At 37.6% G+C, this 25,388-nt stretch carries 27 protein-coding genes; 8 read left to right on the top strand and 19 right to left on the bottom strand.

All coding sequences use genetic code 11. The annotated features are described in order from the left end of the window. Nucleotides 1-109 precede the first annotated feature (109 nt). Nucleotides 110-799, top strand: a complete 690-nt coding sequence (locus M902_RS07965) for a hypothetical protein (protein WP_021267343.1) — start codon at nt 110-112, stop codon at nt 797-799. A 50-nt stretch (nt 800-849) separates the two neighbouring features. Here M902_RS07965 and M902_RS07970 read toward each other — a convergent pair whose 3' ends face one another. Then, a complete protein-coding gene (locus M902_RS07970) occupies nt 850-2,313 on the bottom strand; it encodes a hypothetical protein (protein WP_021267216.1) in 1,464 nt (487 codons plus the stop codon). Nucleotides 2,314-3,008: 695 nt separating this feature from the next. Here M902_RS07970 and M902_RS07975 point away from each other — a divergent pair. The 3 genes from M902_RS07975 (at nt 3,009) to M902_RS07985 (ending at nt 5,517) form a co-directional block, all read left to right on the top strand. Beyond that, nucleotides 3,009-3,644 (top strand): MarC family protein, encoded by a 636-nt coding sequence (locus tag M902_RS07975; protein WP_021267351.1) that lies wholly within the window; start codon nt 3,009-3,011, stop codon nt 3,642-3,644. 61 nt (nt 3,645-3,705) lie between these two features. After that, a complete protein-coding gene (locus M902_RS07980; RefSeq protein ID WP_021267147.1) occupies nt 3,706-5,043 on the top strand; it encodes a D-alanyl-D-alanine carboxypeptidase in 1,338 nt (445 codons plus the stop codon). Then, nucleotides 5,044-5,517, top strand: a complete 474-nt coding sequence (locus M902_RS07985; protein WP_021267377.1) for an ankyrin repeat domain-containing protein — start codon at nt 5,044-5,046, stop codon at nt 5,515-5,517. It abuts the gene before it with no gap. Between the two features lie 328 nt (nt 5,518-5,845). Here the strand turns inward: M902_RS07985 and M902_RS07990 are convergent, their stop codons facing one another. The 7 genes from M902_RS07990 to cdaA form a co-directional block, all read right to left on the bottom strand. Then, a complete protein-coding gene (locus M902_RS07990) occupies nt 5,846-7,000 on the bottom strand; it encodes a cysteine desulfurase family protein (RefSeq protein ID WP_021267273.1) in 1,155 nt (384 codons plus the stop codon). After that, nucleotides 6,984-7,544: an Rrf2 family transcriptional regulator gene (locus M902_RS07995; protein WP_021267150.1), complete on the bottom strand. Its 561-nt coding sequence runs from the start codon at nt 7,542-7,544 to the stop codon at nt 6,984-6,986. Before M902_RS07995 ends, M902_RS07990 begins: the two co-directional genes overlap by 17 nt. 336 nt (nt 7,545-7,880) lie before the next feature. After that, entirely contained in the window at nt 7,881-8,336 is a 456-nt protein-coding gene (locus M902_RS15880) for a tRNA (adenosine(37)-N6)-threonylcarbamoyltransferase complex ATPase subunit type 1 TsaE (RefSeq protein WP_021267282.1), read from the bottom strand. An 80-nt stretch (nt 8,337-8,416) separates the two neighbouring features. Then, a complete protein-coding gene (locus tag M902_RS08005; RefSeq protein ID WP_021267239.1) occupies nt 8,417-9,181 on the bottom strand; it encodes a pyridoxine 5'-phosphate synthase in 765 nt (254 codons plus the stop codon). Next, nucleotides 9,181-10,545: a phosphoglucosamine mutase gene (glmM, locus tag M902_RS08010; RefSeq protein WP_021267394.1), complete on the bottom strand. Its 1,365-nt coding sequence runs from the start codon at nt 10,543-10,545 to the stop codon at nt 9,181-9,183. The genes M902_RS08005 and glmM overlap by 1 nt, the downstream gene beginning before the upstream one ends. Nucleotide 10,546: 1 nt before the next feature. Beyond that, on the bottom strand, nt 10,547-11,479 hold the full coding sequence (locus M902_RS08015) for a YbbR-like domain-containing protein (RefSeq protein ID WP_021267264.1): 933 nt from the start codon (nt 11,477-11,479) through the stop codon (nt 10,547-10,549). A 1-nt stretch (nt 11,480) separates the two neighbouring features. After that, nucleotides 11,481-12,284, bottom strand: a complete 804-nt coding sequence (gene cdaA, locus M902_RS08020) for a diadenylate cyclase CdaA (RefSeq protein WP_021267179.1) — start codon at nt 12,282-12,284, stop codon at nt 11,481-11,483. Between the two features lie 40 nt (nt 12,285-12,324). Here cdaA and M902_RS08025 point away from each other — a divergent pair, with 40 nt between their 5' ends. Continuing rightward, a complete protein-coding gene (locus M902_RS08025) occupies nt 12,325-12,747 on the top strand; it encodes a secondary thiamine-phosphate synthase enzyme YjbQ (protein WP_021267226.1) in 423 nt (140 codons plus the stop codon). An 80-nt stretch (nt 12,748-12,827) separates the two neighbouring features. Here the strand turns inward: M902_RS08025 and rplT are convergent, their stop codons facing one another. The 9 genes from rplT to M902_RS08070 form a co-directional block, all read right to left on the bottom strand. After that, a complete protein-coding gene (gene rplT, locus M902_RS08030) occupies nt 12,828-13,172 on the bottom strand; it encodes a 50S ribosomal protein L20 (protein ID WP_021267308.1) in 345 nt (114 codons plus the stop codon). 141 nt (nt 13,173-13,313) lie between these two features. After that, entirely contained in the window at nt 13,314-13,511 is a 198-nt protein-coding gene (gene rpmI / locus M902_RS08035) for a 50S ribosomal protein L35 (RefSeq protein ID WP_021267185.1), read from the bottom strand. 198 nt (nt 13,512-13,709) lie between these two features. Continuing rightward, nucleotides 13,710-14,264, bottom strand: a complete 555-nt coding sequence (gene infC, locus M902_RS08040; protein ID WP_084710493.1) for a translation initiation factor IF-3 — start codon at nt 14,262-14,264, stop codon at nt 13,710-13,712. A 116-nt stretch (nt 14,265-14,380) separates the two neighbouring features. Beyond that, a complete protein-coding gene (locus M902_RS08045; protein ID WP_021267358.1) occupies nt 14,381-14,794 on the bottom strand; it encodes a hypothetical protein in 414 nt (137 codons plus the stop codon). Nucleotides 14,795-14,797: 3 nt separating this feature from the next. Then, nucleotides 14,798-15,700 (bottom strand): cation diffusion facilitator family transporter, encoded by a 903-nt coding sequence (locus tag M902_RS08050; RefSeq protein ID WP_021267212.1) that lies wholly within the window; start codon nt 15,698-15,700, stop codon nt 14,798-14,800. 12 nt (nt 15,701-15,712) lie between these two features. Continuing rightward, entirely contained in the window at nt 15,713-17,497 is a 1,785-nt protein-coding gene (locus M902_RS08055; RefSeq protein ID WP_021267326.1) for a 1-acyl-sn-glycerol-3-phosphate acyltransferase, read from the bottom strand. 14 nt (nt 17,498-17,511) lie between these two features. Then, entirely contained in the window at nt 17,512-18,573 is a 1,062-nt protein-coding gene (locus tag M902_RS08060; RefSeq protein WP_021267178.1) for a guanosine monophosphate reductase, read from the bottom strand. 103 nt (nt 18,574-18,676) lie between these two features. Then, nucleotides 18,677-19,798, bottom strand: coding sequence for a PQQ-binding-like beta-propeller repeat protein (locus M902_RS08065; protein WP_021267313.1), 1,122 nt, complete (start codon nt 19,796-19,798; stop codon nt 18,677-18,679). A 4-nt stretch (nt 19,799-19,802) separates the two neighbouring features. Continuing rightward, complete coding sequence (locus M902_RS08070) at nt 19,803-20,465, bottom strand: tetratricopeptide repeat protein (RefSeq protein WP_021267189.1); 663 nt, start codon at nt 20,463-20,465, stop codon at nt 19,803-19,805. A 121-nt stretch (nt 20,466-20,586) separates the two neighbouring features. Here M902_RS08070 and M902_RS08075 point away from each other — a divergent pair, with 121 nt between their 5' ends. The 3 genes from M902_RS08075 (at nt 20,587) to M902_RS08085 (ending at nt 22,626) form a co-directional block, all read left to right on the top strand. Further along, entirely contained in the window at nt 20,587-21,066 is a 480-nt protein-coding gene (locus M902_RS08075) for a hypothetical protein (protein WP_021267247.1), read from the top strand. A 15-nt stretch (nt 21,067-21,081) separates the two neighbouring features. Beyond that, nucleotides 21,082-21,849 (top strand): hypothetical protein, encoded by a 768-nt coding sequence (locus M902_RS08080; RefSeq protein WP_021267390.1) that lies wholly within the window; start codon nt 21,082-21,084, stop codon nt 21,847-21,849. Between the two features lie 402 nt (nt 21,850-22,251). Further along, nucleotides 22,252-22,626 carry a DoxX family protein gene (locus M902_RS08085; protein WP_021267223.1) on the top strand — a complete coding sequence of 125 codons (375 nt, stop codon included), beginning with the start codon at nt 22,252-22,254 and terminating at the stop codon, nt 22,624-22,626. Here the strand turns inward: M902_RS08085 and M902_RS08090 are convergent. Beyond that, on the bottom strand, nt 22,616-23,446 hold the full coding sequence (locus M902_RS08090; protein ID WP_021267389.1) for an NAD(P)H-hydrate dehydratase: 831 nt from the start codon (nt 23,444-23,446) through the stop codon (nt 22,616-22,618). The two genes, M902_RS08085 and M902_RS08090, sit on opposite strands and share 11 nt — an antisense overlap. A gap of 108 nt (nt 23,447-23,554) precedes the next feature. Continuing rightward, nucleotides 23,555-25,372, bottom strand: a complete 1,818-nt coding sequence (locus M902_RS15885; protein WP_021267339.1) for a GTPase — start codon at nt 25,370-25,372, stop codon at nt 23,555-23,557. Nucleotides 25,373-25,388 lie beyond the last annotated feature (16 nt).

Below are 25,388 nucleotides of genomic sequence, written 5' to 3' on the forward strand. Positions count from 1 at the left end.
TGAGCTTAAAATAAAGAATATTTAAGTATTTATTTTTGACAAACGTGTTGACAAAAAATGACCTAATTCTTAAAAAATCTTTCGCACAAATTTAAAAGGAATAAACTGAATGTCTTCTCAACTTAGTAAACAAGACCTATATGAGTCTGTTAAAACCCTTGTCGAAAGCGACGCGTCACGAATTCACCTTGGTCAACATAAATTATACACGCTCTTCAGTGTTGCGTTCCAATATATGTTATTTAAGTCAACAAAAGAGGCCGGTGCTTATATTATCCGAGTCCAAGACGCAAAACTTGCTCAAAAGCTTGCTCGTAAGTCTAAAGACGAATCAACGCGTAAGTTCCTTACACAGTTGCAAATTCCAAGAAAAATTAAGTATGGAAAATCAACTTTCTACTTAGATTTTTTTAACATTGCTAGCTGGAATATCACTAGAGATTTAAACCCTGCCAATATTAAGGGCTCACTTATTGTACGTGATACAAGTGAAGAGTCTCCTGTTAAGCAAATTATGGCACTTCAAGCTGAAGCCGCTATGAATGAAGCAATTCTAGAGGGTCACGAAGATGCCCAAATTGATATCCCAGAACTTCCTGAGGACTTCTATTTTACTCATCTAGTTGAAGCCGCACCAAAGAATATCTTAATTGCCTTTGATGAAGTCATGGAAGAAGGCCTATTAAACAAATATAGCTTTGAAGCAATCAACTTCCCTTTCATAAAGAAAGAGGTTCAAAAAACAATCTCTGGTGTCACGATCTCGAAAGATCTTGATTGGGATAATATCGACGACTAATTAAATTTAGATATTATATGGGCCGGAAAATTCCGGCCTTTTAACTGATATTAGTTTAATGCACTAGTATTGGCATGAAAGTACTGATCCACACTAAAGTCATAAGGGCGAACAACGAACAGACCATCGAGTAGTCCAACAATAAACCTCCCGTATCCTTGAGCTGCATTTCCACCTGAAATATTTGCAACGATATCGGCCATGTCAACTTGATTAACAATTTTTGTACCAGCAGCTGTTCCGTCAGATTGCAAAACCGTTATCACTTGAGCACCATCATTAACCATATACACAAAGGTTCCAGGATTATTTGTTCTAAATGAACGATAAGATGTATAGAGTTTAAAATCATTAATTGTTGGATCTGTAGTGTATGGGTAAATTAAATTATCAATTTCAGTAACGACAGAATCCTTGATTTTGACAAACATATGCTTAGTACCGACTCCATCTTCTATGTACCTAATATGGCTAATAATCCCATTGGTATTTTCATAATTGGTCTGACTATAGTTGATACCATTTACTTGTGCGTTCATTTCGTGAATTTGAATTGGTGCTTGCGAAGTTATCTCTCCACTTGTTTCATAAACTCGGCTTCTTAGATCCGTCACCATGGGATCCGGGTCTATATCGTAATCTTCAACAAAGTAAAATATTCCGTTTTCCTCACCTAAAAAATGTGCATTTGACGTATAAAACCTTGACTCTGCAACTTGAGTGTCAGTATTGATACAAGTGAGATGGTTCCCCGTCGAAGCAGATAATTGAAAACAAAAATATGAATCATTAAATGCTAATTCATTTTCGTAAAAGCTCACACCAGAAACAGTACCAGGTAAAGACGAAACTTCTGTAATAACTTCATCTGCTCCCATATGATAAATCGTTCGATTAGTAGATGAATAAATATAGAGAGAATTATTAACAACCGTAAACTTTCGCGGATCAAGTCCCGCGGCTCCAGCTATATAATCATCAACAACTCTTGTTCCACTCACTGTGCCATCCGTCACCCATAGCTCTGGACCATTGACTGCGTCGCCACCTTTAAAATACATCTTATCATTAAAGAGGACATTTCGTTCCCTTATATTAACAGTGTTATAGTAAGTATTTGAAACAGTTTTTAGCATCTTAGTCCCAGCAACTGTCGTATCAGTCACCCATAGATCATAAGTTGAGGCAGCAGATTTAATAATAAAGAATAATTGATTTCCAACTCGATTTAAAAAAATTGGATCTGATTGAGTGTCACCAAAACCAGGAATTGTTGCCAGAACATTAAAATTATTATTCTTATCAATTAGAATGATGTCGTAATTTGGAGAATTAAAACCTGCAACAATCACTCCATTAGAAAATGTGTAGTGGTTCCCAATTGAATCAGGTGCCAGCGTATCAGTATTAGACATCTTTGAATAAGCAAAGCTAGTATTAGGGACTTGAACCGTGTCAGCTTCTAGGCCATAGCTTAGATAAACTTCGTTGCCGGCGCCAGTATCGTTAATCATTAGAAATGAGAATGTAGAAGTTGTAATAACTTTCCCAACTCCATCATCTGAGAAAGAACTTGAGCGATCATCAAAATCAAACTCTATACGAGAAACACAGGAAGTAAAAAGAACTACAGATAAAATAAAATTTAGATATTTAATAGATACCTCTAAAATTGAACATGTTGCTTCTTTATCGAACTAAATTATAAACACTTGAACAAAAGATGAAATTTTTACGATACGACGTGTTTAAGAAATGTTTTTTATTTTCATCATGAATGTAGTTTTCGTTGGTTAAGCCACAACTCTAAATTATGGCCAAAGAGAATTTTTTAGGTGTCATAGAGGTTGATAATCGAACCACGCGAGTTCCAGGCCCTGCACTTTGTGCGAAAATAGTATTTCAATATAAAATAGTTTTAGTTGCGAAGACTGTACCCGACTCGTCCCCTTATGGTCACGATGACCTGTATGTCTGCGAGAGGCAGGAGCCGAAGCAGACCCTGGGACTCGCTGGGTTGAATAGCGTCATCTGCTCCTGCACTTTGTGCGAAAATAGTATTTCAATATAAAATAGTTTTAGTTGCGAAGACTGTACCCGACTCGTCCCCTCCTGGGACTCGCTGGGTTGAATAGCGTCATCTGCTCCTGCAGATGACGCTAACAAAAAACTAACTTGAATAATATCTGAAAGTTGTCATAATGATTTTATGGAAATTAGTATCATGGTCTCTTTCTTTGTTGCATTATTATCTGTCGTAAACCCAATTGGAGCACTTCCAATGTTTATGGGACTTACAAAAAACCTTTCAAAAACACAAAGAAGAAGTATGGTTCGAGTCTGCTCAATAGCAGTATTTGTTACATTAATCATTTCCCTATTTATTGGAAAAAAAATCTTATCATTCTTCGGTATCTCAATTGGTGCCTTCACTGTAGGAGGGGGGATTCTAATCTTCTCAATGGCAACTTCCATGATCAATGCTAAAGATGTTGAGTCTAAACTAACTCAAGAAGAAATGGATGATGATTCAATTCGAGAAGTCGGAATTGTTCCACTTGCAATTCCGCTACTGGCCGGCCCAGGTGCTATTTCAACAACCATCATCTATGCTCAAAATTTAACTTCTCCATTAGATTGGGCCTTAAGTATTCCAATTATTTTCTTGGCCGTTCTTTGTATTTACATTGCACTCATTAATGCCAATCGTATTAGTGAGAAAGTTGGCCAACTAGGTGTTAATGTCACAACACGAGTCATGGGACTCTTCCTTCTAGCAATGTCAGTAGAGATGATAACAAATGGACTGGCTTCAATTCTACCAATTCTAAAGGCCAAACTTTAGCGCATAACTCAATGCCCCCACTTCTTGACCTACGATTTTATATTCTCTAGAATTGAGCTTCATGTTTATAATTAAGAGCTTACTTACTATATTTATCACACTATCTTTTGCTCATGCGACTAATCACCAAGCAATTGAAAAGAAGTGGTTATCCGTTTCAAAAGAATTTAACTTAGACCCAAACGAGCACGGCTTCTGCTATATTTATCAAGATAAAGTCTATGGCAAGAATGCACATTTGAAGGCCCGCCTAGCATCGACAAGTAAACCCATTACCTCACTTATGGCACTTGAAACATTAGGGCCAAATTTTCAATATGAAACTAAAATCTATTCTAATGGAAGTAGTATTCACCTAGAGGGTTCAAATGATGGAATGTTTAGTGAAGAGAAAATCTTTTATTTAATTGCAGCACTAAATGCAAACGCAATTACGAATCTCGATACAATTAGTTTTGATGAAAACACTCCTATTTTTGCCATTGCGCTAAGGCCATATATGAGTATGAGTGAAGCCTGGTATTCCAAAGAATATAATATAGAGCAGTTGCAAGAATACTTTAACTTGAGTCGTAATAAGAAAATTCAAACGCGACTAAAAGAGTTCTTACAAAAAACTGGAGAAGATAGACTAAGAGAATTAGGCCTTCCACTAAAGGCCTCCGCTTATAAAATGAGAGTTGACAACGTAATCTTCACAAATACAAACCCTCTTAAGGACATTAAATCAACTTATCTAATCAAGTCTCCTCGCCTGCTTAATTATTTAAAATTTCAAAACTCTGTCTCACACAATTGGCTATCTGATATTACCTATAAAAGCTATGGTGCAGAGAAATTCTCTAGCTGGTTTTTACAAAACCTAGTGGAAGAGAAGCTTGGAAATGACTACTATCAAAAGAGAATTGGTTTTAGTGAAAATGAAGCAAATGTGAAGCTCTATACAGGATCGGGACTTGATTCAAAGATCGATGGCAATAGAGTCGACAACTACGCCACCTGTGCCATTGTCTTAAGCTCTTATATCGAACTTGAAAATAGCTTACACCAATCAGGAAATTCACTTGAACACACTCTTCCTATTGCAGGCATTGATATTGGAACGCTTTCAAAGAGATTAAATTCACAAAGAAATAAAGGGGCCATTCTAGCGAAAACAGGAACCCTCATGAACACCAAATCACTATCTGGTAAAATTTCAACACAAAAAGGGCCAGTCTTCTTTGGCTACTTCCATCACGTGTTTAAGGCAAATGGCCGTGATCAATATAATGCTAAAATTGTTCAAGATCTAATGACAGAGTTTATGATTGAAGAATTTGGTGGTGCAAAGAAAATAAAGAATTATATAAAACCAAAACCTTTTATCCCATTAGAAGGCACAGTGGAAGAGATTTAAATGAATAAGTCAGTTATTCCAATAATTATCTTTTTAATAGGGCTTGCTACTTATATCTCTAATGAAAGTACAAAGTCCGTTCAAGAAAAATATCAAGAACCAACTCCAATTAATGCAATTGAATCACCAGTTGCACAAAAACAAGCGGCGCTACAGAAAAAACCTGAGAAAGCAATCTCTAAGAATGAACAGGCCAATCACAATCTCCTAGGAGCACTAGCAGACGAACGCGAGGACTTAATTATTCAGGCCTTAAATAATGGCGCTAATCCAAACCTCATCTTTAACAATAGACACTTCACCATGGCCATGGACAAGAGCTTAAACTGTAATCCAAACGTTTTAAAAGCCTTAATTAAAGCAGGGGCGTATCTTGAACTTAAAGATACGCATGGAAAGAGCGCAATGGATTATGCAAAAAGAAACGGTAGTCCAGAGTGTATAAAAATATTAAGCGATGCCGGTGTAAACTAAAAAGAAAATTGGGCCTTGGTTTTTACTTTAAGAAGAAAAGATAGGATTTTAGAACAAGAGAAAAAAACAGATTCCTGTTTTTCAGCATGGCCGGTAGAAGTGATTTGGGACTCTTTTTAAAGAACCAAGGCCGTCCAACCATTGATACTATTAATTAAGCAACGAGCGTGCCAACTTTTAAATATCCAAATTAATAATGACATAAGTAAAATCAAACACTTATTACTGGAGCAAAAAGGTCACTGAGGTCAAAATGAACTCGTTTGATAAAATGCAGAAAGGGTTCAAAACGCACACCGCGCTGCATCGTTCGCATATCTTTTGAGTTCTATGATAAGAATTTAGATAAAACTGGATCTAGTTTGGAAATAATAGATTCAACTTCTTGCGAAAATGGAGAGAGAGAAAATCGGATAACATTTGTAGCGGCCTGATCACTTAGGCCGTAAGCCTTTGCAATACGTGAAGGTTTGATAATACCAGACGCACAAGCAGAGCCACTAGAAGCACAAATTCCGGCCATATCTAGTGCCATCATAACAGTATTAATATTCTTGTCGTGCACACTGAAAAATATTGTAGTGGCATTTCTCATTTTTGCCTTAGCACCAATGATAGTAATTTTTTGGCCAAAGTTTTTAATCAGCCAATTTTCAATTTCATCTTTTACGCCTTGAGCTCTTTCAATATTTGAATGTGAAAGATTGTAATCGAGTGCAAGATTAATTGTATGAACGCTAAAGGCATTTTCAGTCCCAGAGCGCATTGCCTTTTGTTGGCCACCACCACGAATTAATGGAGTCCAACTCGCTTCTTTAGAGACAAGTGTAAAGCCGACGCCTTTAAGCGCGCCAAATTTATGACCAGAAAAAGTATAGTAATCAAGGCCAAGGTTAATCTGGTTCCAATTTTTGATTTTTCCAACAACCTGTACACAATCAACATGAACGCAAGCGCCAGTTTCTTCCTTAACTTTTAGAACCTCATCAAGATCCCACACGACACCGTTTTCATTATTCACATATGTGAAGTTAATGAGTTTCTCGCCTTTGAATTCATTTAAGGCGTCAACGACTTCTTGTCTATCAAAGTCACCCTCATGTGTTCTCAAGACGTGAAAAGTACCACCAAGAAGCTCAACGTGTTCTTTCTGATTAACCATACTCGAGTGGTCAACATCAAAGCAGAAGACATGAAAACTTTCCTTTGCTTTTAAAGCGTTAAAGCAAAAACCTTTTACAACACTATTAATGGCCTCTGTAGCGCCTGAGTGAAAAAAGACATCATACTTTGTAGCATTGAAAGTATCTTGAATTTTTTTAATGGTTTGATTAATTAAGGATTTTGATTTCTTTCCCACTTGGTGAATCGAAGCTGGATTACCAAAGTAGACGGCCCCCTCGCAAAGCCAGTCTTGAACTGGTTTAACCAAGGGGGCCGTAGCATTATAATCTAAGTAGAGATAATTATTGATTAATTTCACCTAAACCTGATCTAATTCCTGAAGCGTACTCGCTGAATGCACTTTCATTTGAAGTGTTCTGAGTAGCAGCTTCTACAGTTTGAGTAGTTTGCTCATTAGAAGTTTCCTCACCTCTAACTTCAGACTCAACCTCACCAGATTTTCTTACAAGGTCACCTAAAGAAGTTGTCGTTAGGTATTCGCTCATAATGAAACCAAGGTTTTGAAAGTAGTTCTTAGACAGGTGAAATTCAACAGTGCTTGCTTGCTCTGCTTCTGTTCCAAGAATGTCTTTAGCTGGATTAATATTTTCTCCAACACATTCAAGTACATCTTTAATTGTAATTTCTTCCATTGAACGAGCAAGAACATAACCACCACCTGGTCCTCTTACCGACTTAACAGCTTGGCCATTTCTTAGCTTTCTGAAAAGTTGTTCAAGGTAGTGAAGTGAAATGTTTTGTCTTTCTGAAATTTCCTGAAGTCTTACAGGGTTTCCGTTGCTGTGAGTAGTTAGGTCAAGCATTGCTCTAACTGCGTAGCGTCCTTTCGAAGTGAGTCTCATTGGTCTTCCTCCATAAATCCAAATGTTAAATAAAAAATTGTTTTAAACTTTAAGCAAATAAATTGTGTGCTAATTAAGGACTCGCATTCCGTGCTATCCTTTCAAGTGAAAGATTTATTCCGTTAAAATCTTTCTCATAAATATTATGTCAGCCCACAAGTCTTAAAGTCAACTTGATTTAATCAATTATTATAAAAAAATATTTTTTCTTTACTGAGGAACTAGGAAGACAGTGAGAAGTCAATAATTTCTATATGTTAGAAGAATTATCGAAGAAAATAACATGATATGCCAAACAGAGTTAATCGGTTATTTCTGCCCACTTGTTAGAAGATGTTAAAAAATAATTTTCTTTAAAAAATAGTTTCGAGAAGCGTTCTCTTCGTCTTCTTTTTTGTCATTGGTTTCAATACTTAATTGAAAATAATTGAAATCATCAGAAAGCTCACGGTAGATATCTCTGATATAATCCTTACCCCATTCAACAAGAAAGTATTTTTTCTCATCTAGGTACATTGCTAGCTCAAGGTGGATAATCTCTTCGGCCGAATCAAGACGGTAGAAGTCTGCATGGACAATATCGCCACAATCATTGATAAGGGAATATGTTGGTGAACCTGATTTATCTTCACCAAGGAAGACATTAGTAAACGTAGTCTTACCAGCACCAACTGGCCCATCAAGAATAACAACAGATGGATCACTTAATGATTCTTTTAGTTCGACAATAATATTTGAAATATCACTTTGGTAAACTTTTTTCCAATGCCTAACATCTTGATAGTCAAACAACAGGTGCTCCTTAGAATTAATTGCTTAGATATTTATTTTCCACGATAAAGATCAATAAGCAATCAAAGGCAAACCATACCTTAGTTAACTGGATGGTTTCTAAATAAATTTAACATATCCTTAGTAACATTAGAGATACCACTAAATACGGCCTGAGACACAATCCAGTGACCTATATTGTATTCAGCAAATAGTCCTCGCTCTAAAAGCGGTCTAACACTCTCCATTGTAAGGCCATGACCTGCATGGAATGCAACAGCTGAACCTTCAAGTGCTTTGAAGCACTCAACATAACTATTTAAGTGAGGATTTAAATCCCCTTCTTTCAGGAAATCGATTGCAAAAGCACCCGTATGGATTTCTACAGCATCGGCCTTAAGTTCAATGGCCTTCTTCATCACCTCTGTCGAAGCTTCAACAAAAAGAGAAATCTTCGTTTTAGGTGAATGCTCTCTTAGGTAGGCCATTGTCTGAGAAACTTTGTCATAGTTAGCAGATGATAGGTCTAGTCCACCTTCAGTTGTCTTCTCTTCTCTCTTTTCAGGAACAAGACAAATCCAATCGGGCTTAAAGTCAGCTGCGATTTCAACAATTTCTTTAGCACAACCAATTTCAAGGTTAAGTGGTTTTTCAAAGCGCTTTGTTACGGCCATAACACTAGTTAAGTCTGTATCTTGAATATGTCTTCTATCTTCACGTAAGTGAATAGTAATTTGATCAGCACCGGCCATTAAAACATCTTGGGCGGCATTTGCAACACTTGGGTAGCCTTCATCTCTTTGTTGTCTAAGAGTTGCTACGTGATCAATATTTACACCAAGTCTTGGAATCAATTTATCAGTCATTATGCAATTTCCTTTTTAAGTGCGCTTACAAGACGATCACAGACAGCATTAATTTTGTCTTCGCAACGTCCTTCAACCATAACACGAGCTAAAGGCTCAGTTCCTGAGTATCGGAAAATCACACGTCCTTCCTCTCCTAACTCTTTTTCACATGCCTTAAGTTCTGCTGCAAAAGTTGGCATCTCTTCGACCTTCTTCTTTTGTGAAACAGAAACGTTCTTTAAAACTTGTGGATATAATTCAACGTCACGAGACAATTCATTAATCGACTTCTTAAAGAAGTAAGTCGCTTCAATTGATTTAAGGGCCGCCAGTGTCCCATCACCAGTTGTTGCATGCTCTAGAAAAATAATATGTCCAGAAGGCTCTCCACCAAGCAGGGCATTCTCACTTCTCATGTATTCCATAATGTAGCGATCACCAACTGCGGTACGGTGAAACTTAAGGCCTAGCTTTTTCAAGTAGTTTTCAAGTCCAAGGTTTGACATAATAGTCCCAACTACAGTGTCACCTTTTTGAAGCTTACCTTGCTCAAGTAATAGCCTAGCAAAAATACCAATAAGTTTATCACCTTTAATGAGTCCACCATCTTTATCAATGACTTGAATACGATCAGCATCTCCATCAAGGCAGAATCCCATATCCGCACGTAGTTTTACAACTTCTTGGCTTGCAAGTGTTGGGTGTAGGCTTCCACAATTTAAATTAATATTTTGCCCATTAGGATTTACTCCTAGTGGAAAGACTTCAGCTCCGAGCTCACTCATCACAAGAGGAGCGACTTTATAACTGGCACCATTCGCACAATCAACAACGACACGCATACCAGTCAGGTCGCACTCCTCATCAATTGCAGATTTAACGTGAACAACGTAGCGTCCTTCAACTCCTTCAAGTCTTTTTGCACGGCCAATTTCGGCCCCAACCTTAGGAGGAATTAACTTAGGGTTCAGAACAAGCTCTTCAAGTTCAAGCTCTACTTCATCAGGAAGCTTAAACCCATGAGCATCAAAAAGTTTTATTCCATTATCATCGTAATCGTTATGTGAAGCCGAAATCATTACTCCAGCATCTGCACGCATTGAAGTTGTTACAAAGGCAACACCTGGCGTTGGTAGAGGACCTGTAAAGATAACTCTTCCGCCTTGTGAAAGTACACCCGCTGAAAATGCCTGCTCAATCATATAGCAACTAAGCCTAGTGTCTTTACCAACAATGATAAGAGGTGTTTTCTTATTTTTATTCTTCTTTTGGAAATAAAATGTAACGGCACGGCCAAGGGCAGTTGCGATCTCAGGGACCATAGGATAAATATTTGCCTTACCTCTAATTCCATCTGTTCCAAATAATTTTCTTTCTGTCATTTTATCTACTCACTTTAATTATTTCGGGGTGTATTTTTAATAAATGAACATCCTCAGGAAGTTCTGCTCTTAGACGAATATCGGCACTTCTTCCCATATCAGAAGGGATTTCTGCATAAACCTTAACTTCACTCGCCTTTATATCATTTCGTCCTGTCGTTAGTACATCTAAAGAGACTTTTCTAATACGAGAGCGAAATTTTATATTAGGCGAAACAAATAGTATTGGAATATTCTTAAGCGTTAAGTTCGCCTTTTGAGGCCTAATATCATATTTGAAGTTAATTGTATCACTTTCACCATAACGAAGAAACTCTGGAAGATCTTCAAGTTGTATTGGAACCTCTCCTCGTCCAGATAACTCTGATAGATCAATCAGACGTGTCTTCACCTGCCCAACAGTTCTCATAATATCACGAGCACCTTCAATTTTAATTTTAGAGCGATTAATTGAAGAAGAAATAAGCTTAAGCTCCTTTGGCAGATTATTCATATAATTTACCTTTATCGGAACATTCTTATAGATCAGCTTATCTAATTTAATTGTTAAATGCTTTGGTTTAATATCCACAACTTCAACGCCAAATGGAACAATCAAATCAGTCTCACTAATTGAGTACTTAACTTGTTTTGTGGAGCGATTTACCTTCATCTTCTTTAAATCAACCTGTAGCTTCAAATGATCATCACCATGAAAGTCTTTCAAGAATGCACGGGCACCTTTTAAAGTTACGTGAATTTCATTTGCCGAAACAGAGGTAACATCCATACTTGTCGCAGGAAGAATCTCAAGGTTATATATTCTCTCCGTTGTAATTGGTTCAGAGTTTACAACATAGAACCATAAAAAGACGGCCAAAATAATACTTAGCAGAGTTAGTAGTTGATTTTGAATTAATTCAAATAGATTATTACTTTTAATTTTCTTTAACATCTTATGCCTGCCCTACGATTTGAGATTGTAGATCAAGTCTCTTTCCTGCCCACGCTTTCTTAAGCATCATGCGTAACTCATTTTCATTGTGTGAATAGAAGAACTGGCCATTAATACATAATTTAACCTTGCCTGTCTCTTCACTGACGATGATAACGATGGCATCAGACACTTCAGAAACCCCAAGGGCCGCACGGTGGCGTGTTCCAAAGTGGCGATCAATTTCAATATTTTTAGAAAGCGGCAGGAAGCAGCCTGCTGCCAAGATCTTTCCATCTCTCAAAATAATTGCACCATCGTGCAGTGGAGAGATTGTTTGAAAGATTGAGTAAATAAGATCTGAGTGAATGGTTGCATCGATAATCGTTCCAGTATCAATATAATTTTGGAGTCCATTCTTTCTTTCAATTACAATGAGAGCTCCAGTCCTCTCTTTTGAAAGGGCCGTTACACTTTTTATAACTTCTTCAATATCATAATTTACCGGAGAGCGATCAAAGAAGTTAAACATCTTCCTACCTGTCCCAACCGTTGCAAGAGCTGCTCGTAATTGATCTTGAAAGATAACGATGAAAATAATGAAGATATAATCAAAGAAGTGTTCGAGAATCCAGTTAACTGTATAGAGATTGTATTTAATCCCAAGAGTATAAAGAATAGCAAGGAAAACCATTCCAAGTAGAACTTGAATGGCCCTCGTCCCTTTTACGATCTTTAAAACCTGATAGATCATAAGAGCAACAATGCCCATGTCGAAGAAATCTTTAATACTTAATTGCTTTAGTAGCGTTGAAAATAATGTCATAATATATAAGTTGCTAAATATTTAAAATGTTTGGAGTTTAATGATGCCTATAAAAACGCAGATAGTAAACACATCAGGTGAAGGCTTTTACGACATAACTAAAGAGATCCGACAATGTCTTAGAGATCTGGCCCCACAAAATACTGATGGTATCCTAGTGTGTCAAATTCAGCACACCAGTGCCGCGTTGTGTATCAATGAGGCATTTGACCCAAGTGCAAAGCTGGACATGGAGAACTTTCTAAAGCATCTGGCACCAAGAAACCTCTCATTCATTACTCACACAGCAGAAGGAGCTGATGACTCGCCTTCTCATATGAAGTCAATACTTATGCAAACATCCCTTACATTGATCGTTGAAAGTGGTGAGCTAGATATTGGTCAATGGTCGGGAATATATCTTTGTGAATTTCGAGATGCCCCTCATATGAGGAAAGTGAAAGTGAAATTTCTTCAAGGCTAGAATCACAGAGGCCCTGAAAATCAGGGCCCTTGCTTTATATAGTTTTGTTTGTGTTTTATTAAATCAAATAGTTTAATGAATTATTTTGTTGATTCGTAGATTGCTTTGAATCCGTCGAAATCTCTTGCAGCGATTTCAGCAAGCATCTTTCTGTTGATTTCAACATTGTTCTTCTTAAGCTGTCCCATGAACTTTGAATAAGAAGTACCAAGAAGCTTAGCAGCTGCAGAAATACGTACGATCCAAAGTCTTCTCATATCTCTTTTAAGAAGTCTTCTACCGATGTATCTGTAGTGTAATGCTCTTTTTACTGTTTCAGAAGCGTGATAGTATTTAGTTCTTCTTGAAAAGTGAAAACCTTTCGCTAATTTAAGAACCTTATTTCTTCTCGCTCTTGCTTTAAAACCTCTTCTAACTCTAGACATAATTTACTCCATTTTTTTGACGTTTGGGGACCAAGTGAATGGTTCTTTCGTTCTTTCCCAAAAATCAGGTTAAAAAAACAATTTTGCCGATTTTAAGTTTCGACCAACTCAATCATTTTTGAATAGCTTGCGCTTAGAAAATTAAGCGTAAGGTAGACATCTCTTTACACGAGCAACATCTGAAGCGTGAACATAGTCAGTTTTACCTGCTCTTTTCTTTGCATCAGTTGGCTTCTTTTCAAGAATGTGTCTTAGGTTAGCTCTTTTTCTTTTGAACTTTCCGTTACCTACTGGCTTAAATCTTTTAGCTACAGCTCTTCTAGTCTTCATTTTTGGCATTTTATACTCCTTGAATTTTACTCACCTTAAGGTGAGTCGAGAATTCAACAAAATACAACAAAACTATAAGTGCATATTTTTATCAGGTTTAACCACTTAATGCAAAGAATAATCGATAAAATGAAAAAAAATATCAAGAACTTAGGATAGGAAAAGCATGAGTGCCCAACGTAAAATCGAGCACTTACAGTATTTTGACTACTTAGCTTTCTTAACTGGGGCAACGATTGTAATAATACGGTTCCCCATCATTTTAATAGGAGATTCGATTGCTGCACCAGCTTCTTCACAAACCCCATTTAGGATCGTTTCGAATTTCTCTTTCCCCATATCTTTATAGGCCATTTCACGACCTCTAAATTGCATAACAAATTTAACCTTGTCTCCACCTTCTAAGAACTTGTAGGCTCTTTTAAGCTTAGTTTCAAGATCATGCGCTTCAATATTTGGACGTAATTGAATTTCTTTTAGCTGAACCTTGGCCTGTTTCTTCTTAGCTTCAGCAGCTTTCTTTTGAAGAGCATACTTATACTTCCCATAGTCCATTAGCTTTACAACTGGTGGTTTAGCTGTTGGAGCAATCTCAATAAGGTCCACACCAAGTTCATCCGCAATTTCGCGAGCTCTATCAATAGATACAACCCCGTATTGTTCTTCATCACTCATTAGTCGACATTCAGAAATTCTAATTTGCTCGTTAATTCTTGGGCCTCTTTCTTTTCTTGGCCTTCCACCTCTAAAATTGTTGCTAATAAATCACCTCCGGAAATAAACCAATTATTAGCGAATCAGTTATTTTCAATAATTACAATTCTAATGGCTGACCACTAGGATTGCAAACATAACAAAAAATATACCCACAGTATACATTATTGAATGAGATATTTCTCATAAAAAGACAGATATTGTCCGCCGTGAGACGTAATTCTTATAAAATACTCCTCAGACAAGCAAAGATCAGTATATATATTCTTAATTCTTGTGTAATCCTTTAGCTTTTCAACTCCAAACTCACAACTTTCAAGCTCTCCAGCATGAAGATCAAAGCTCTCAAGATGTTTATTTTGAAGATTGCCAATCATTGGAACGCCAACTCTATAATTTTCTAGTTTATCATCAGCAAAAACAAAGAGTTCATCACTTTTAAAATGAATAAGTTGACCATGAACAATCTCAGACATAAGTCTTGCAGCATTCGCAAAAACTTTTGAAAAGTCTTCTTCCCAAGCACCCACGGCCAATCTGATATTTCCAATTTTTCGTTTAACTATCTTCGTTTCCATCATTTAATCCTTATGTCCTTCATCATCTGGTTCCATGTGAATTAAGATATCAACATCGCGACAATAATCTTTTAACATAACCCTTAAACGGTCTTCAACTGTGTGAGCAATATCATGGGCCTTTCCAAGAGAAAGGTCGGGCTCAAGAAGTAAATGAAAATCAATTTGCATCCAATTAGAGTTACCACGTGCACGAAAGTTATGAATGTCACGAACATGCTTTATATCTTCAAGTGACGAAATATATTTATCCTTTAAAATAGGGGCCACATCTAAAAGATCATTCAAATTTTCAAGAGTAATCTGAATCCCTAAGTAAATTAAATAAAGAATTATTAATCCACCAACAATATAATCAATTAAGTAAACTTCAAAGTAGGCAGCAACAATTGAGATCAAAACACCAAAGCTAATAATCATATCACCAAAAGTGTGACTACTATCTGCTGTTAATATTTGAGAATTTAGCTCTCGCCCTTTACGTCCTTCATAAGAAGAAACCCAATAACTCATTATTATCGAAATAATAATTGAAAAAACAGGGACAGGGCCAAATAGCCCATACTTTGTCTGCGTTCCCATGATGAGGTCATGATAATCAAGACCTAGTTTAATTGCCGAGCAAAAGAGCATAAAGGCAATGATTAATGCCCCAAGGTTTTCGAATTTATGATGGCCATAATTATGTCTACGGTCGCGTGGTTTTGAAGCTAGAGCGATTGTAACGATACCAAGTAGGTTTGATGTTCCATCAAAGGCAGACTCAATCCCAGATGAACGAAGAGAAATGAAGTTAAATTCGATACCTGCAAGAATCTTTACAAGAGCAACAGTTAAATTTAAAAAGAAAGTAATAATTAAAACTTTCTTGATTTCTTTTTCTCTCTTAGATAACTCTAGATGCAAGATATCTCCTATTTAAACAACTTTGAAGTTTAACTTCAGTTGATCTTTCAATGTTTTTTCAGTCGATTGGATAAACTCATCAAGCTTCACTCTATTTGTAATGACATAAGAGTTGTCCTCATAACCAAGAACTCCAATTTGTTCAAAATATGTAAGGGCAGTCTTCATAAGCTCAACATTCTGACTTTCAGCAAATCGAATAATACGTTGACTAAGGATTTCGGCCTTAAAAACATCAACAAAGCGCTTCATATAATCTGCCGCCTTAAAGTGATCGACTCCATCCTTTTGAAAACTCTCAAGAGTAAGGGCCGAAACAATGTAGGCCTCATTTATATACGTTAAACTACGTGCAAAAAGGCTAAGTTTTGAAGCAACTTCATATAAGTCTCTATTGGTAAATTCGATAGCATCTTGTAAATTTGTGATCTCTCTCCCAACAGCATTACTTAATATTCGAAGCGTTTTGGCATAGTATTCTTTTACCGTTGGTAGGTAGAACTCCATCTTAAGCATATCTCTTTGCTTAACAAAGAAGGCCTTAAGCTCATCAACATTATCAATTTCACCACTAAAAACATTGAACCAAGCTAATGAAATCGTCCAAGGGATGATAAAGTGGTGAACAATAGTATTCTTAAAAAACAAGAGTTCACCGCGACAATTTTTCTTAATTGCATAAAAAAGAGATGTACCTTCACTTTGGCCAATTACATCAACTTTGTTATTACCAATGAGAATATCCATAGCGCGACCAATGGAGTCTTCTAATTTATTCGGCCTTAATCCCTCTGTAAAAGGAATATCATACTGCTGGCAGTATTCTAAAATTGCCTGAGCTTTTAAAATAATATCATTCCACTTTAGTGCACCACTCGATTCATCTAATAAGATTAAGACTAAGAGGTTTGTAGGTGTAATTACCATCTGGTCCCCAACACTTCTAAAGCACTTAAAAGCAAGTTTTCTTACATTAAGCTTATTCTGTTCAGGATCATCTAGCTTATGAGCATATTGTGGTTTACCAAGCGAAATATGAATTTTGCCAAATTGATAGGCCATAAGTTTAAAGAGTCCAAACAGTTGTCCTGTCGATTCCTTCACTTTCTTTCCACCCATCATCTCTTTCGCTAGTGCCTTCTGCTCTGGAACATACTCATGAGCAATACTAACAGGAACGAATGCAAGTCCACGCTCTTTAGCGTCTGGAAGATGTGAGTGGGCCTCAAGTAGCATTTGATATAGGCCATACTTAGGGGGTCTAAGTTTCCCAGACCTCGTTCTTCCACCTTCAAAGAAGAACTCAATTGGCTCCTTGCGCTTTAAAAGAGCAAAGAGATATGCTTCCATCGTAAACTTATAGAGAATATCGTTTTGAAAACTTCTTCGAATAAAGAAGCAACCAGACTTTCTAAAGATCTTACCAATTGGAAAAATATTTAAATTATCACCACCAGCAACGTAGAGCATACGTTTATACTGCTTAAAGAACTTATAGTTGATTGCAATATAATCAGCATGAGACTGATGATTTGGTACAAGAACTACACTTGCCTCTTCTAAAAGAGCATTGAGATCTGTTCCATTTTCATTGAAGCTTACCCCATCATATAAACGAGGAAGAGTAGCATCAAAGAATTTTGCCATGGATTTAAGATATGACGGAGAATAGTCGGCCTTCATTTCATTAAAGTTGGCGACAACCTTCTTTTTTGTTTGAATTGGATTATCACTTTCTTTAATTCTTTTTATAAGTTTCGGATAACTTAATAAATCGTCAAGAACACTATTTCCCATACCTTAAGCCTTTCTTATCTTTTACCGTGTGGCTTACTTTCGGCCATACCCGATGATGACATTTCCATAAACAGTGCTGCTTCACTCATATTTAAAAGTTTATCAACACCAAGATAAGTCATTCCAGAACGAATTCCACCTGTTAATTCGTTGATAATTCCTTCAGTAGGACCTTTACAAGGAATCATAGTATCTACACCTTCAGCGGCCATACCTTTTGGAAGCTCTCCACGCCATGAAACTTGCGCGGCCTTCGAGGCCATCCCACGGTATTCTTTCATACCACCCTTAACTTCACCTGGAGTTTCAAGCGCTCCGGATAATAGAGAGCCGGCCATGCAAGAGCTGGCACCAGCACTAAGTGCTTTTACCATATCACCAGAGTTCTTAAGGCCACCATCAGCAATTACCGGCACACCTGCTTTTTGTGCTTCAGCAACACACATTGCAATGGCCGTTAATTGAGGAACGCCATGTCCAGTGATAATTCTTGTCGTACACATACTACCAGGTCCAATTCCAACCTTTACAGCATCTGCACCTTTATCAATCATACGCTTAACTCCATCGGGAGTTGCAACATTTCCTGCAATCACATCAATTTGCGGATAATTCTTTTTTATATACTCAAGAACTTCCATCATCATGATTGAATCACCATGTGCGATATCAACAGTAAGAATTTCAACTCCAAGAGCTGCAAGAAGATCAGCTCTTTTCTTACCTTCTTCCTTAACTCCAACTGATGCTGCAATTGGAAGATTGATTGAATGTTCTTTAAAATAGCTTTGAATTGCTTTAACGTCTTCAACTTGTTGCTCAGGAGACATGAATCTGTGAAGAATACCAACTCCACCTAAACGTCCCATCTCCATTGCCATTTCAGGGCCTGTAACCGTGTCCATGTTAGCGGCAATAATAGGAATTTCAATTGAATGATTCTTAGTAATCTTTGTCTTAAGATCAGTGTGTCGACGAGATGATATCTCGGAGTATCTCGGAACTAATAAAACATCGTCAAAAGTTAAACCTTTTCCACGAGTAAGAATACCATTTGCCTTGAATGTTAAGTCCATTAATCTCCCCTAAATCTAGAAACTTGTGTGCGTTATAACGAAGAAATAATAACATTGTCGAAATAACACGCACAAGGTAATTTTTAGAGTTTATATCTTGGACCTACTTGAAGGTATACAGACGATATCGCGATGAAATAAAAGCGAGGAAATCTTCGTCTTGTGTCATACTTCCAAACACAGCTGAGTATGCTGAGCCTAGATCAAAACGTTGTGTAATTTGGCCACGAGAATCTATATAGTAAACAGTCTTGCCAACAGTTGTTACAACTAGCCCATCTTTCCAAACGGCCAGTGAAGAAACAGCAAGTTCATCCACTTTAATACGCTTTACTTCATTAAACGAGGAATCAATAAAGACGACTTCACCATTTATGCTACCAAAAGCAGCAAGTTTTCCACCATCAACAAGAACACCTTTTCGGTTTGATTGAAATGCAAGCTTCTTATAAAGAACGCCAGACTTCAGATCAATAACTTCCATTTTATCATCAACTGAACCAACAATAAGTTTAGAATTAAAAACCGTCGGTTTCATATCAACATCAACAAATTTCTGACCTGCACTCATGCGTCTTTCCCACAGGACTTGGCCTTCTTCCAGAGAGAAGCAAATAAAGTAGCCATCAGCAAAGCCAGCATAGACTTTATTACCAGAAATTAAAGCAGTTGAAGTTCGTTGAACTGTTGAGTAATAAGGAACAGATCTCTTATATGACCATATAACTCTTCCAGTATAAGCGTCGATATTAAACAGTTTATGATTTCTTGTATGAATAAAAAGACGCCCATTGTGGACAACAGGAGTTGAATCAACACCTGCGTCTAAATCAAACTCATACGCTAACTCACCCTTATTAAAGTCATAAGCATACACGCGACCAGTATTGTCTCCGAAGATCAATAAATTCTCGTAAACAATTGGTGCACTTGTCATCTGACCTTTAATATTTAAAGACCATAGTAGCCTGCCTGTTTCAACATTATAAGCATTAAAGTGACCACGGCCATCGGCTGCAAAAAGTTGGCCATCGTGAATTAAAGGCGAGGCCAGCGAAATAGGAAGATTACCACTTTCGTAACTTGGCTCTAAGTTCTTCGCCCATGCTAGCGTTAGAGGTTTTGTCTTTAGCTTATCAGCAGACAACTTTGCTTTGACACCATTTAGTGTTGAACAAGAAGTAAGAAGTATGGCCACAGTCGTGGCCGTTAGAATTTTTATCATAAGATTACTTAATTTTTGCTAAGTAGCTCTTAGCTAATGATTTGTAGACGTTTTGAGTTGTAAGAGTCAGAACTTTATCAAAGTGGGCCTTAGCCTTTGCCATGTCACCCTTTTGAAAGTACATACGGCCAAGATCAAGCTCAACACGTCCCATTGTAAGGTTATTTTCATTATTCTTAAGTGCTGTTAAAGATGCAATGGCACCATCAATTTCATTAAGATCTTCTTGAACCACGGCCTTTCTTAAATTAACAAAGTAAGACTGTAGAGAAGTTCCTGGTTGCATCTTTGTAAGAATATCTAGTGCAATCTTGTTCTCACCTTTATTAGTAAGGTAATCAACTGCAAGTAAGCTCGTTGCAAATGAAGCTGAAGTACTTGCATAGTCATTTAAAAGAAGTCCTAGCTCTGCACTCATTGCCGCAGCATCTAGTCCACCTTCTTGATATTTCTTTAAAGACCCTTGCTCAAATTGGTAGAAAGCAGTTGCAGCCTTTTCATTCGTTTGTGCTTTTGTGTAAGAAAAGATTCCATATCCACCAATGGCAGCTACAATTAAGAGAATCAGTCCTAGAAATAAAGCTTTGTTTTGAGCGATAAACGCTCCAAGCTCAGTTGAATTTAATTCAGAATTTAGGCCATCATTTGGCGCTACCTGTGTTGTCATCCATTACCCTCTGGTTAAAAATTTTTATCATTTTAATAAAGAACATTGAAAGTTGTCAAAAATACATGAGTATTGTTAAAATATATTTACTCATAATTAGGAAAAAGGAAAATTACGCACCATGAAAAGGATTTCACTAGTAATAGCAGCTTTTATTATCTCTTTTAACACTCTTGCACTGGAGCGTGTTGGACGCCTAGGAATAGGCTTTTCAAATACAGTTAATGATAATATTCCATCACTTTCAATTAAAGTTCAACGCAGCACAACGTTTGCTTATGGTGCAATATTTGGCGTCAATACTGCTGATAACGGAGGGTGGCACGGTGGAATTCGCCTTTATCGCAATATCTTTGATGAACCATATCTAACTTTCTATGCTGTAGGGGCCGCAGTTTTACTAAATAATAAAAATCCTGGCCAAGACTCAGACTCAGGTTTCCAGGGGGACCTCGGGTTTGGAACAGAGTTCTCATTTCAAGGAGTCGACAGCATTGGCTTTAGTACTGAATTCGGTATTCGTTTTGAAAATATTGATGAATTTGAAGTGACGACAATGGGTGAACACTTTATAACTGCTGGTTTCCACTTCTACCTATAAGCTACGGATAAATTAATGTTTAAAAATATAATCATACTCCTCACAGCGCTACTATTTTTCCAAGGCCTTTCGCTGGCCCAAGAAGGAATGATCGGTGCAGACGATGATCTCAATATCGGTGGTGACATCTTTTCAGACTTTAATGAAGACCTTGAAGAGTCTCAAATTTATGAAGATGAGCGCTATTATAAATATGGACGTTTTTTTTCTTTCTCTATGGCAATTGGTTATACGACGTGGACGGGTAATCGTGGAATGCTATATGAAGACCTGCCACCAACATTTGGTTTAACAATTCAGTATTTTTCAGATTTTCAATCAGCTTGGAATATAGGTTTTGCATATTCTAAACACAACATTACGCTTACCTATCCAACTCAAGGTATCCAACAGTTTCCAACATCAGTTGATATCTCCATGCTTAGATTCTATTTTGGATATCGCTATTATATCGATACATCAAACCTTGGAACGGCCATCACTTATTCAAACCCTTATCTAACGGCAAGGTTTGAATATTGGTACGAACAGGAAAAGATCGCAAACCAAGATGGTGAAGTAGAAGATTCTTACGGAGGAGTTGGAATTGCACTTGGTGGTGGACTTGAGTTCCCTATTAAAATAAAAGAATCATACGTAAATGTTGAGGCACTGGTTCACTCAGTCGCCCTACAAGATGTACGTACTATAAAATATGCTCCTGCCACAAAGGGTGGGCCAGGAGTGAGTGACCTGACTGGTTTCGCATTCACTCTTATGGTTGGGTATGTTTGGAATTGGTAGCGCATCCGCTGCAAAATGATTGATAATCATTTTGAGCGGTGCGTGCGCAGTCGTTTGTAATGACGTAGAACCAATAATCTCAACGAGCTTTAGCGAGTTGATGATTGCAAAGCGCAAACTTAATATGCACCATTTTGAGCGGTGCGTGCGCAGTCGTTTGTAATGACTTAGAACCAATAATCTCAACGAGCTTTAGCGAGTTGATGATTGCAAAGCGCAAACTTAATATGCACCATTTTGAGCGGTGCGTGCGCAGTCGTTTGTAATGACGTAGAACCAATAATCTCAACGAGTTTTAGCGAGTTGATGATTGCAAAGCGCAAACTTAATATGCACCATTTTGAGCGGTGCGATCTAAAGTAAAACGCAAAAAGAAATAAACAACATAACAAGGATAATTAAATGAACAGATTAAATTCAGACCTTGGCTGGCTAGTACTAAGAGTTTCAACAGCTCTAATGATGCTATTAGCTCATGGATGGGGCAAGCTTGCTAACTTCACAACTCTTTTAACAAAATTCCCAGACCCAATTAGACTAGGAGTTCCATTTTCACTAACAGCAACAGTTTTTGCAGAAGTATTTTGTCAGGCCTTCATTATCATTGGTTTTAAAACTCGTTGGTTTGCAGCGATCTCAGCAGTAACAATGCTAGTTGCAGCATTTGTAATTCACGGAAATGATCCATTTGCTTCAAAAGAAAAGGCACTACTATATGCCGTAATATATATTGCTATTTTCTTTTCAAATGGTGGAAAGTATTCTGTTAAAGCATAGTATTTCGAATATAGGGGAAGAGGTCACTGGCCACACTTCCCCTAATCCCTTCTTCACTTTCTTTTAATAAATCAGCGGCCCGGCCATGCACCCAAACCCCAAGACAAGCGGCCTCATCTAAGCTTAATCCCTGGGCCAAGAAGCTTCCAATAATGCCTGCAAGGATATCTCCAGTTCCGGCCATTGCAAGAATAGCGTTACCTGTTTTGTTCTCGTAAGCGACACTCTGTGAGGCCACTAAAGTCTCATGCCCCTTGAGAACACAAGTACTTGAAAACTTCATGATTTTTTTTACAGATGATAGTCGATGTTTTGAAACTTCTTCACGTGGGACATTTAGAAGCCTTGCTGCCTCACCTTCATGTGGTGTGATAATAGCATTTACTAACTTTATTGGATTCTGGGCCTGTGATAAAAACCAGAGGGCGTCCGCATCTACGACTTTATTATGAGAGAGATGACAGAAGTGATCCCACATGAATCGACCCCATTCATCTCGACCAAGGCCTGGGCCAAGGACTACGCTTGTGGCCTTCTTTAAAATAGCATTTGCGTGCTCAATGCCTTTTTCATTGGCTTCGATTCCTCGAACCATAAGCTCTGGGCGTCCGGCCAGAACACCAGATACACTTGCTTTTTGAGTAAGCACACTCACCATTCCTGCACCTGATCTGAGAGCACCTTCTGCAGCAAGCCTTGCAGCACCAGCATAGCCTGAATTGCCACCAATTACGACAACATGACCAAAGCTATACTTATTAACTTCTTTGTTCATTAAAGGAAGCTTTCTTAAAAGAGAAAAAGGAAAGTCATTACTCATATCTTCTCGTATCGGCAAGCCGTTCGAATAGTTTCGAGTAAAGTCAAATCTAGAGAATAATTAAGAATTTATTAATTAAAAAAAGGCCCTCAATCGAGGGCCCCTTTTTTATTTTGAAACTTTCTTCATGCGGTTTTGTAAATCTGTCCCCGTTCTGAAAATCAGGTGGATTGGAGTGTTGTCCAGAGGAAATGCACCACGAAGGCCATTCTTTAGATAACGACGATAGTTTTCAGGAATCCCCTTCGACTTATTCGTATAGAATAAGAATGTTGGTGGATCGGCCTTGATTTGAGATGCGTACTTAACACGGAATCTCTTACCACGTGATCCCTTAAGAATAATTGGGTGTCTTTCAATAAGTTCAAATACGAAACGGTTTAGAGCACCCGTTGCAATTGACTGTCTTCTAATAAAGATTGTCTTTGCAAGGATTTTCTTAAGACGCTTAAGTCCTCTCTTATGTTTTGCAGAAATAGGAATGATGTCGCAGTAATTTAGCCAAGGCATTTTATCGCGAATATTTAAAAGCCACTCTTTACGTGCTTCTTGATCCTTAAAAGTATCCCCCATGAGATCAACTTTATTAAGACATACGATGACTGAAGCACCTTTTTCAATAGCAATATCAAGAAGACGCTTGTCTTGATGAGAAACACCTTTAACCGCATCGATCATATAAATACATACATCACTGTCTGCAATACTTCTTAGGGAACGATATACAGATTGCGACTCAACAAAGTCATCAATTTTCTTCTGTTTTCTAATACCTGCAGTGTCGACGATGTGGATTGAGCGCCAATGGCTGCCTTCGATTTCTGCTTCGAGCAGAGATTCGGCTTCACCTTCACTCGATTCTTCTCCAGGGCCAGCATCATTACTTTCTTCGCCGAAAACTTGAGCTTCCATACGAGTTACAGATGTTTCATCAAGCTCTTCGTCTTGTTCAAGCATCGCATCTTCTAGACCTTCTAATTCATAATCATCTAACTCAGTCTCAACTTCCTCTTCAAGATCATAAGAAGAAATTAGCTCGTTATAAAGATCAGGGTTATTCTTTTTGAAATCTTCGTACTGAGAACGTAGAAGATTATCATTCTTAAAGAATGCCTTGGCCTCATCAAGCTTCTTAGCATCTTCTCCAAGGAAAAGATCAAAGTAGCCATCAATTGGGTCCACAGTTGTTCCAGCAATATCAGAAACAAGGGCGCGTTCACTTCCAAGAAGTTGATTTAGAAGAGTTGATTTACCAGCGTTTGGTGCACCAATAAGAGCAAGCTTTGCCACAACATTTTCTCGAGGTGTAACACCTTTTTGTAGAGCAGAGATATTCATGACATCATTTGATTCTGAAAATGCCATCATCTCACGGTGGATATTTTCGCGAAGGTTTTCCATTCCTAGGCCATGGGCCGCGGAAGTAACAAACATTTCATCATTATTTATACCAAGTTCATAGAATGCATATTCATCGCCGTCTTGAGCACTTGAATCAAATTTATTAACGATAAGCCACATTTTCTTCTTTTGTTTTCTAATGAAGTTAGCAATTGTCTTATCAAACGGCAGAACACCTTCTCTAACATCAACGACAAAGAGAACAAGGTCTGACTCTTCAATCGCCTGATGAGCGTGGTCTGTCATGATGTTGAAGAATTTATTTGCATTAATTTCTTGGTCATTCTTTCCATTCTCATCAACTTGAGTTGGATAGAAACCACCGGTATCAACAAGAATTGCATCTAATGGGCGATCCTCATCTGCATCACTGAAAGTTGTAATTCCGTAGTGACGATCACGAGTAACACCTGGCATATCATGTGTAATGGCCTTAAATTGTTTCTTCATTAATCGGTTGAACACGGAACTCTTTCCAACATTCGGTCGTCCAATTAATGAGATGATCATTGATCGTTTTTGCATATTAAAGTCCTATTTT

It is taken from the genome of Bacteriovorax sp. BAL6_X, from assembly GCF_000443995.1.
In the GTDB taxonomy this organism is placed as follows: Bacteria; Bdellovibrionota; Bacteriovoracia; order Bacteriovoracales; family Bacteriovoracaceae; genus Halobacteriovorax_A.

Excerpts from the sequence above, each read along its gene's own strand:
- M902_RS07965 (WP_021267343.1), top strand. The coding sequence starts at position 110 with ATGTCTTCTCAACTTAGTAAACAAGACCTATATGAGTCTGTTAAAACC.
- M902_RS07970 (WP_021267216.1), bottom strand. The coding sequence starts at position 2,313 with ATGATTAACGATACTGGCGCCGGCAACGAAGTTTATCTAAGCTATGGC.
- M902_RS07975 (WP_021267351.1), top strand. The coding sequence starts at position 3,009 with ATGGAAATTAGTATCATGGTCTCTTTCTTTGTTGCATTATTATCTGTC.
- M902_RS07980 (WP_021267147.1), top strand. The coding sequence starts at position 3,706 with ATGTTTATAATTAAGAGCTTACTTACTATATTTATCACACTATCTTTT.
- M902_RS07985 (WP_021267377.1), top strand. The coding sequence starts at position 5,044 with ATGAATAAGTCAGTTATTCCAATAATTATCTTTTTAATAGGGCTTGCT.
- M902_RS07995 (WP_021267150.1), bottom strand. The coding sequence starts at position 7,544 with ATGAGACTCACTTCGAAAGGACGCTACGCAGTTAGAGCAATGCTTGAC.
- M902_RS08005 (WP_021267239.1), bottom strand. The coding sequence starts at position 9,181 with ATGACTGATAAATTGATTCCAAGACTTGGTGTAAATATTGATCACGTA.
- glmM (WP_021267394.1), bottom strand. The coding sequence starts at position 10,545 with ATGACAGAAAGAAAATTATTTGGAACAGATGGAATTAGAGGTAAGGCA.
- M902_RS08015 (WP_021267264.1), bottom strand. The coding sequence starts at position 11,479 with ATGTTAAAGAAAATTAAAAGTAATAATCTATTTGAATTAATTCAAAAT.
- cdaA (WP_021267179.1), bottom strand. The coding sequence starts at position 12,284 with ATGACATTATTTTCAACGCTACTAAAGCAATTAAGTATTAAAGATTTC.
- M902_RS08025 (WP_021267226.1), top strand. The coding sequence starts at position 12,325 with ATGATGCCTATAAAAACGCAGATAGTAAACACATCAGGTGAAGGCTTT.
- rplT (WP_021267308.1), bottom strand. The coding sequence starts at position 13,172 with ATGTCTAGAGTTAGAAGAGGTTTTAAAGCAAGAGCGAGAAGAAATAAG.
- rpmI (WP_021267185.1), bottom strand. The coding sequence starts at position 13,511 with ATGCCAAAAATGAAGACTAGAAGAGCTGTAGCTAAAAGATTTAAGCCA.
- M902_RS08045 (WP_021267358.1), bottom strand. The coding sequence starts at position 14,794 with ATGGAAACGAAGATAGTTAAACGAAAAATTGGAAATATCAGATTGGCC.
- M902_RS08055 (WP_021267326.1), bottom strand. The coding sequence starts at position 17,497 with ATGGGAAATAGTGTTCTTGACGATTTATTAAGTTATCCGAAACTTATA.
- M902_RS08060 (WP_021267178.1), bottom strand. The coding sequence starts at position 18,573 with ATGGACTTAACATTCAAGGCAAATGGTATTCTTACTCGTGGAAAAGGT.
- M902_RS08065 (WP_021267313.1), bottom strand. The coding sequence starts at position 19,798 with ATGATAAAAATTCTAACGGCCACGACTGTGGCCATACTTCTTACTTCT.
- M902_RS08070 (WP_021267189.1), bottom strand. The coding sequence starts at position 20,465 with ATGACAACACAGGTAGCGCCAAATGATGGCCTAAATTCTGAATTAAAT.
- M902_RS08075 (WP_021267247.1), top strand. The coding sequence starts at position 20,587 with ATGAAAAGGATTTCACTAGTAATAGCAGCTTTTATTATCTCTTTTAAC.
- M902_RS08080 (WP_021267390.1), top strand. The coding sequence starts at position 21,082 with ATGTTTAAAAATATAATCATACTCCTCACAGCGCTACTATTTTTCCAA.
- M902_RS08085 (WP_021267223.1), top strand. The coding sequence starts at position 22,252 with ATGAACAGATTAAATTCAGACCTTGGCTGGCTAGTACTAAGAGTTTCA.
- M902_RS08090 (WP_021267389.1), bottom strand. The coding sequence starts at position 23,446 with ATGAGTAATGACTTTCCTTTTTCTCTTTTAAGAAAGCTTCCTTTAATG.
- M902_RS15885 (WP_021267339.1), bottom strand. The coding sequence starts at position 25,372 with ATGCAAAAACGATCAATGATCATCTCATTAATTGGACGACCGAATGTT.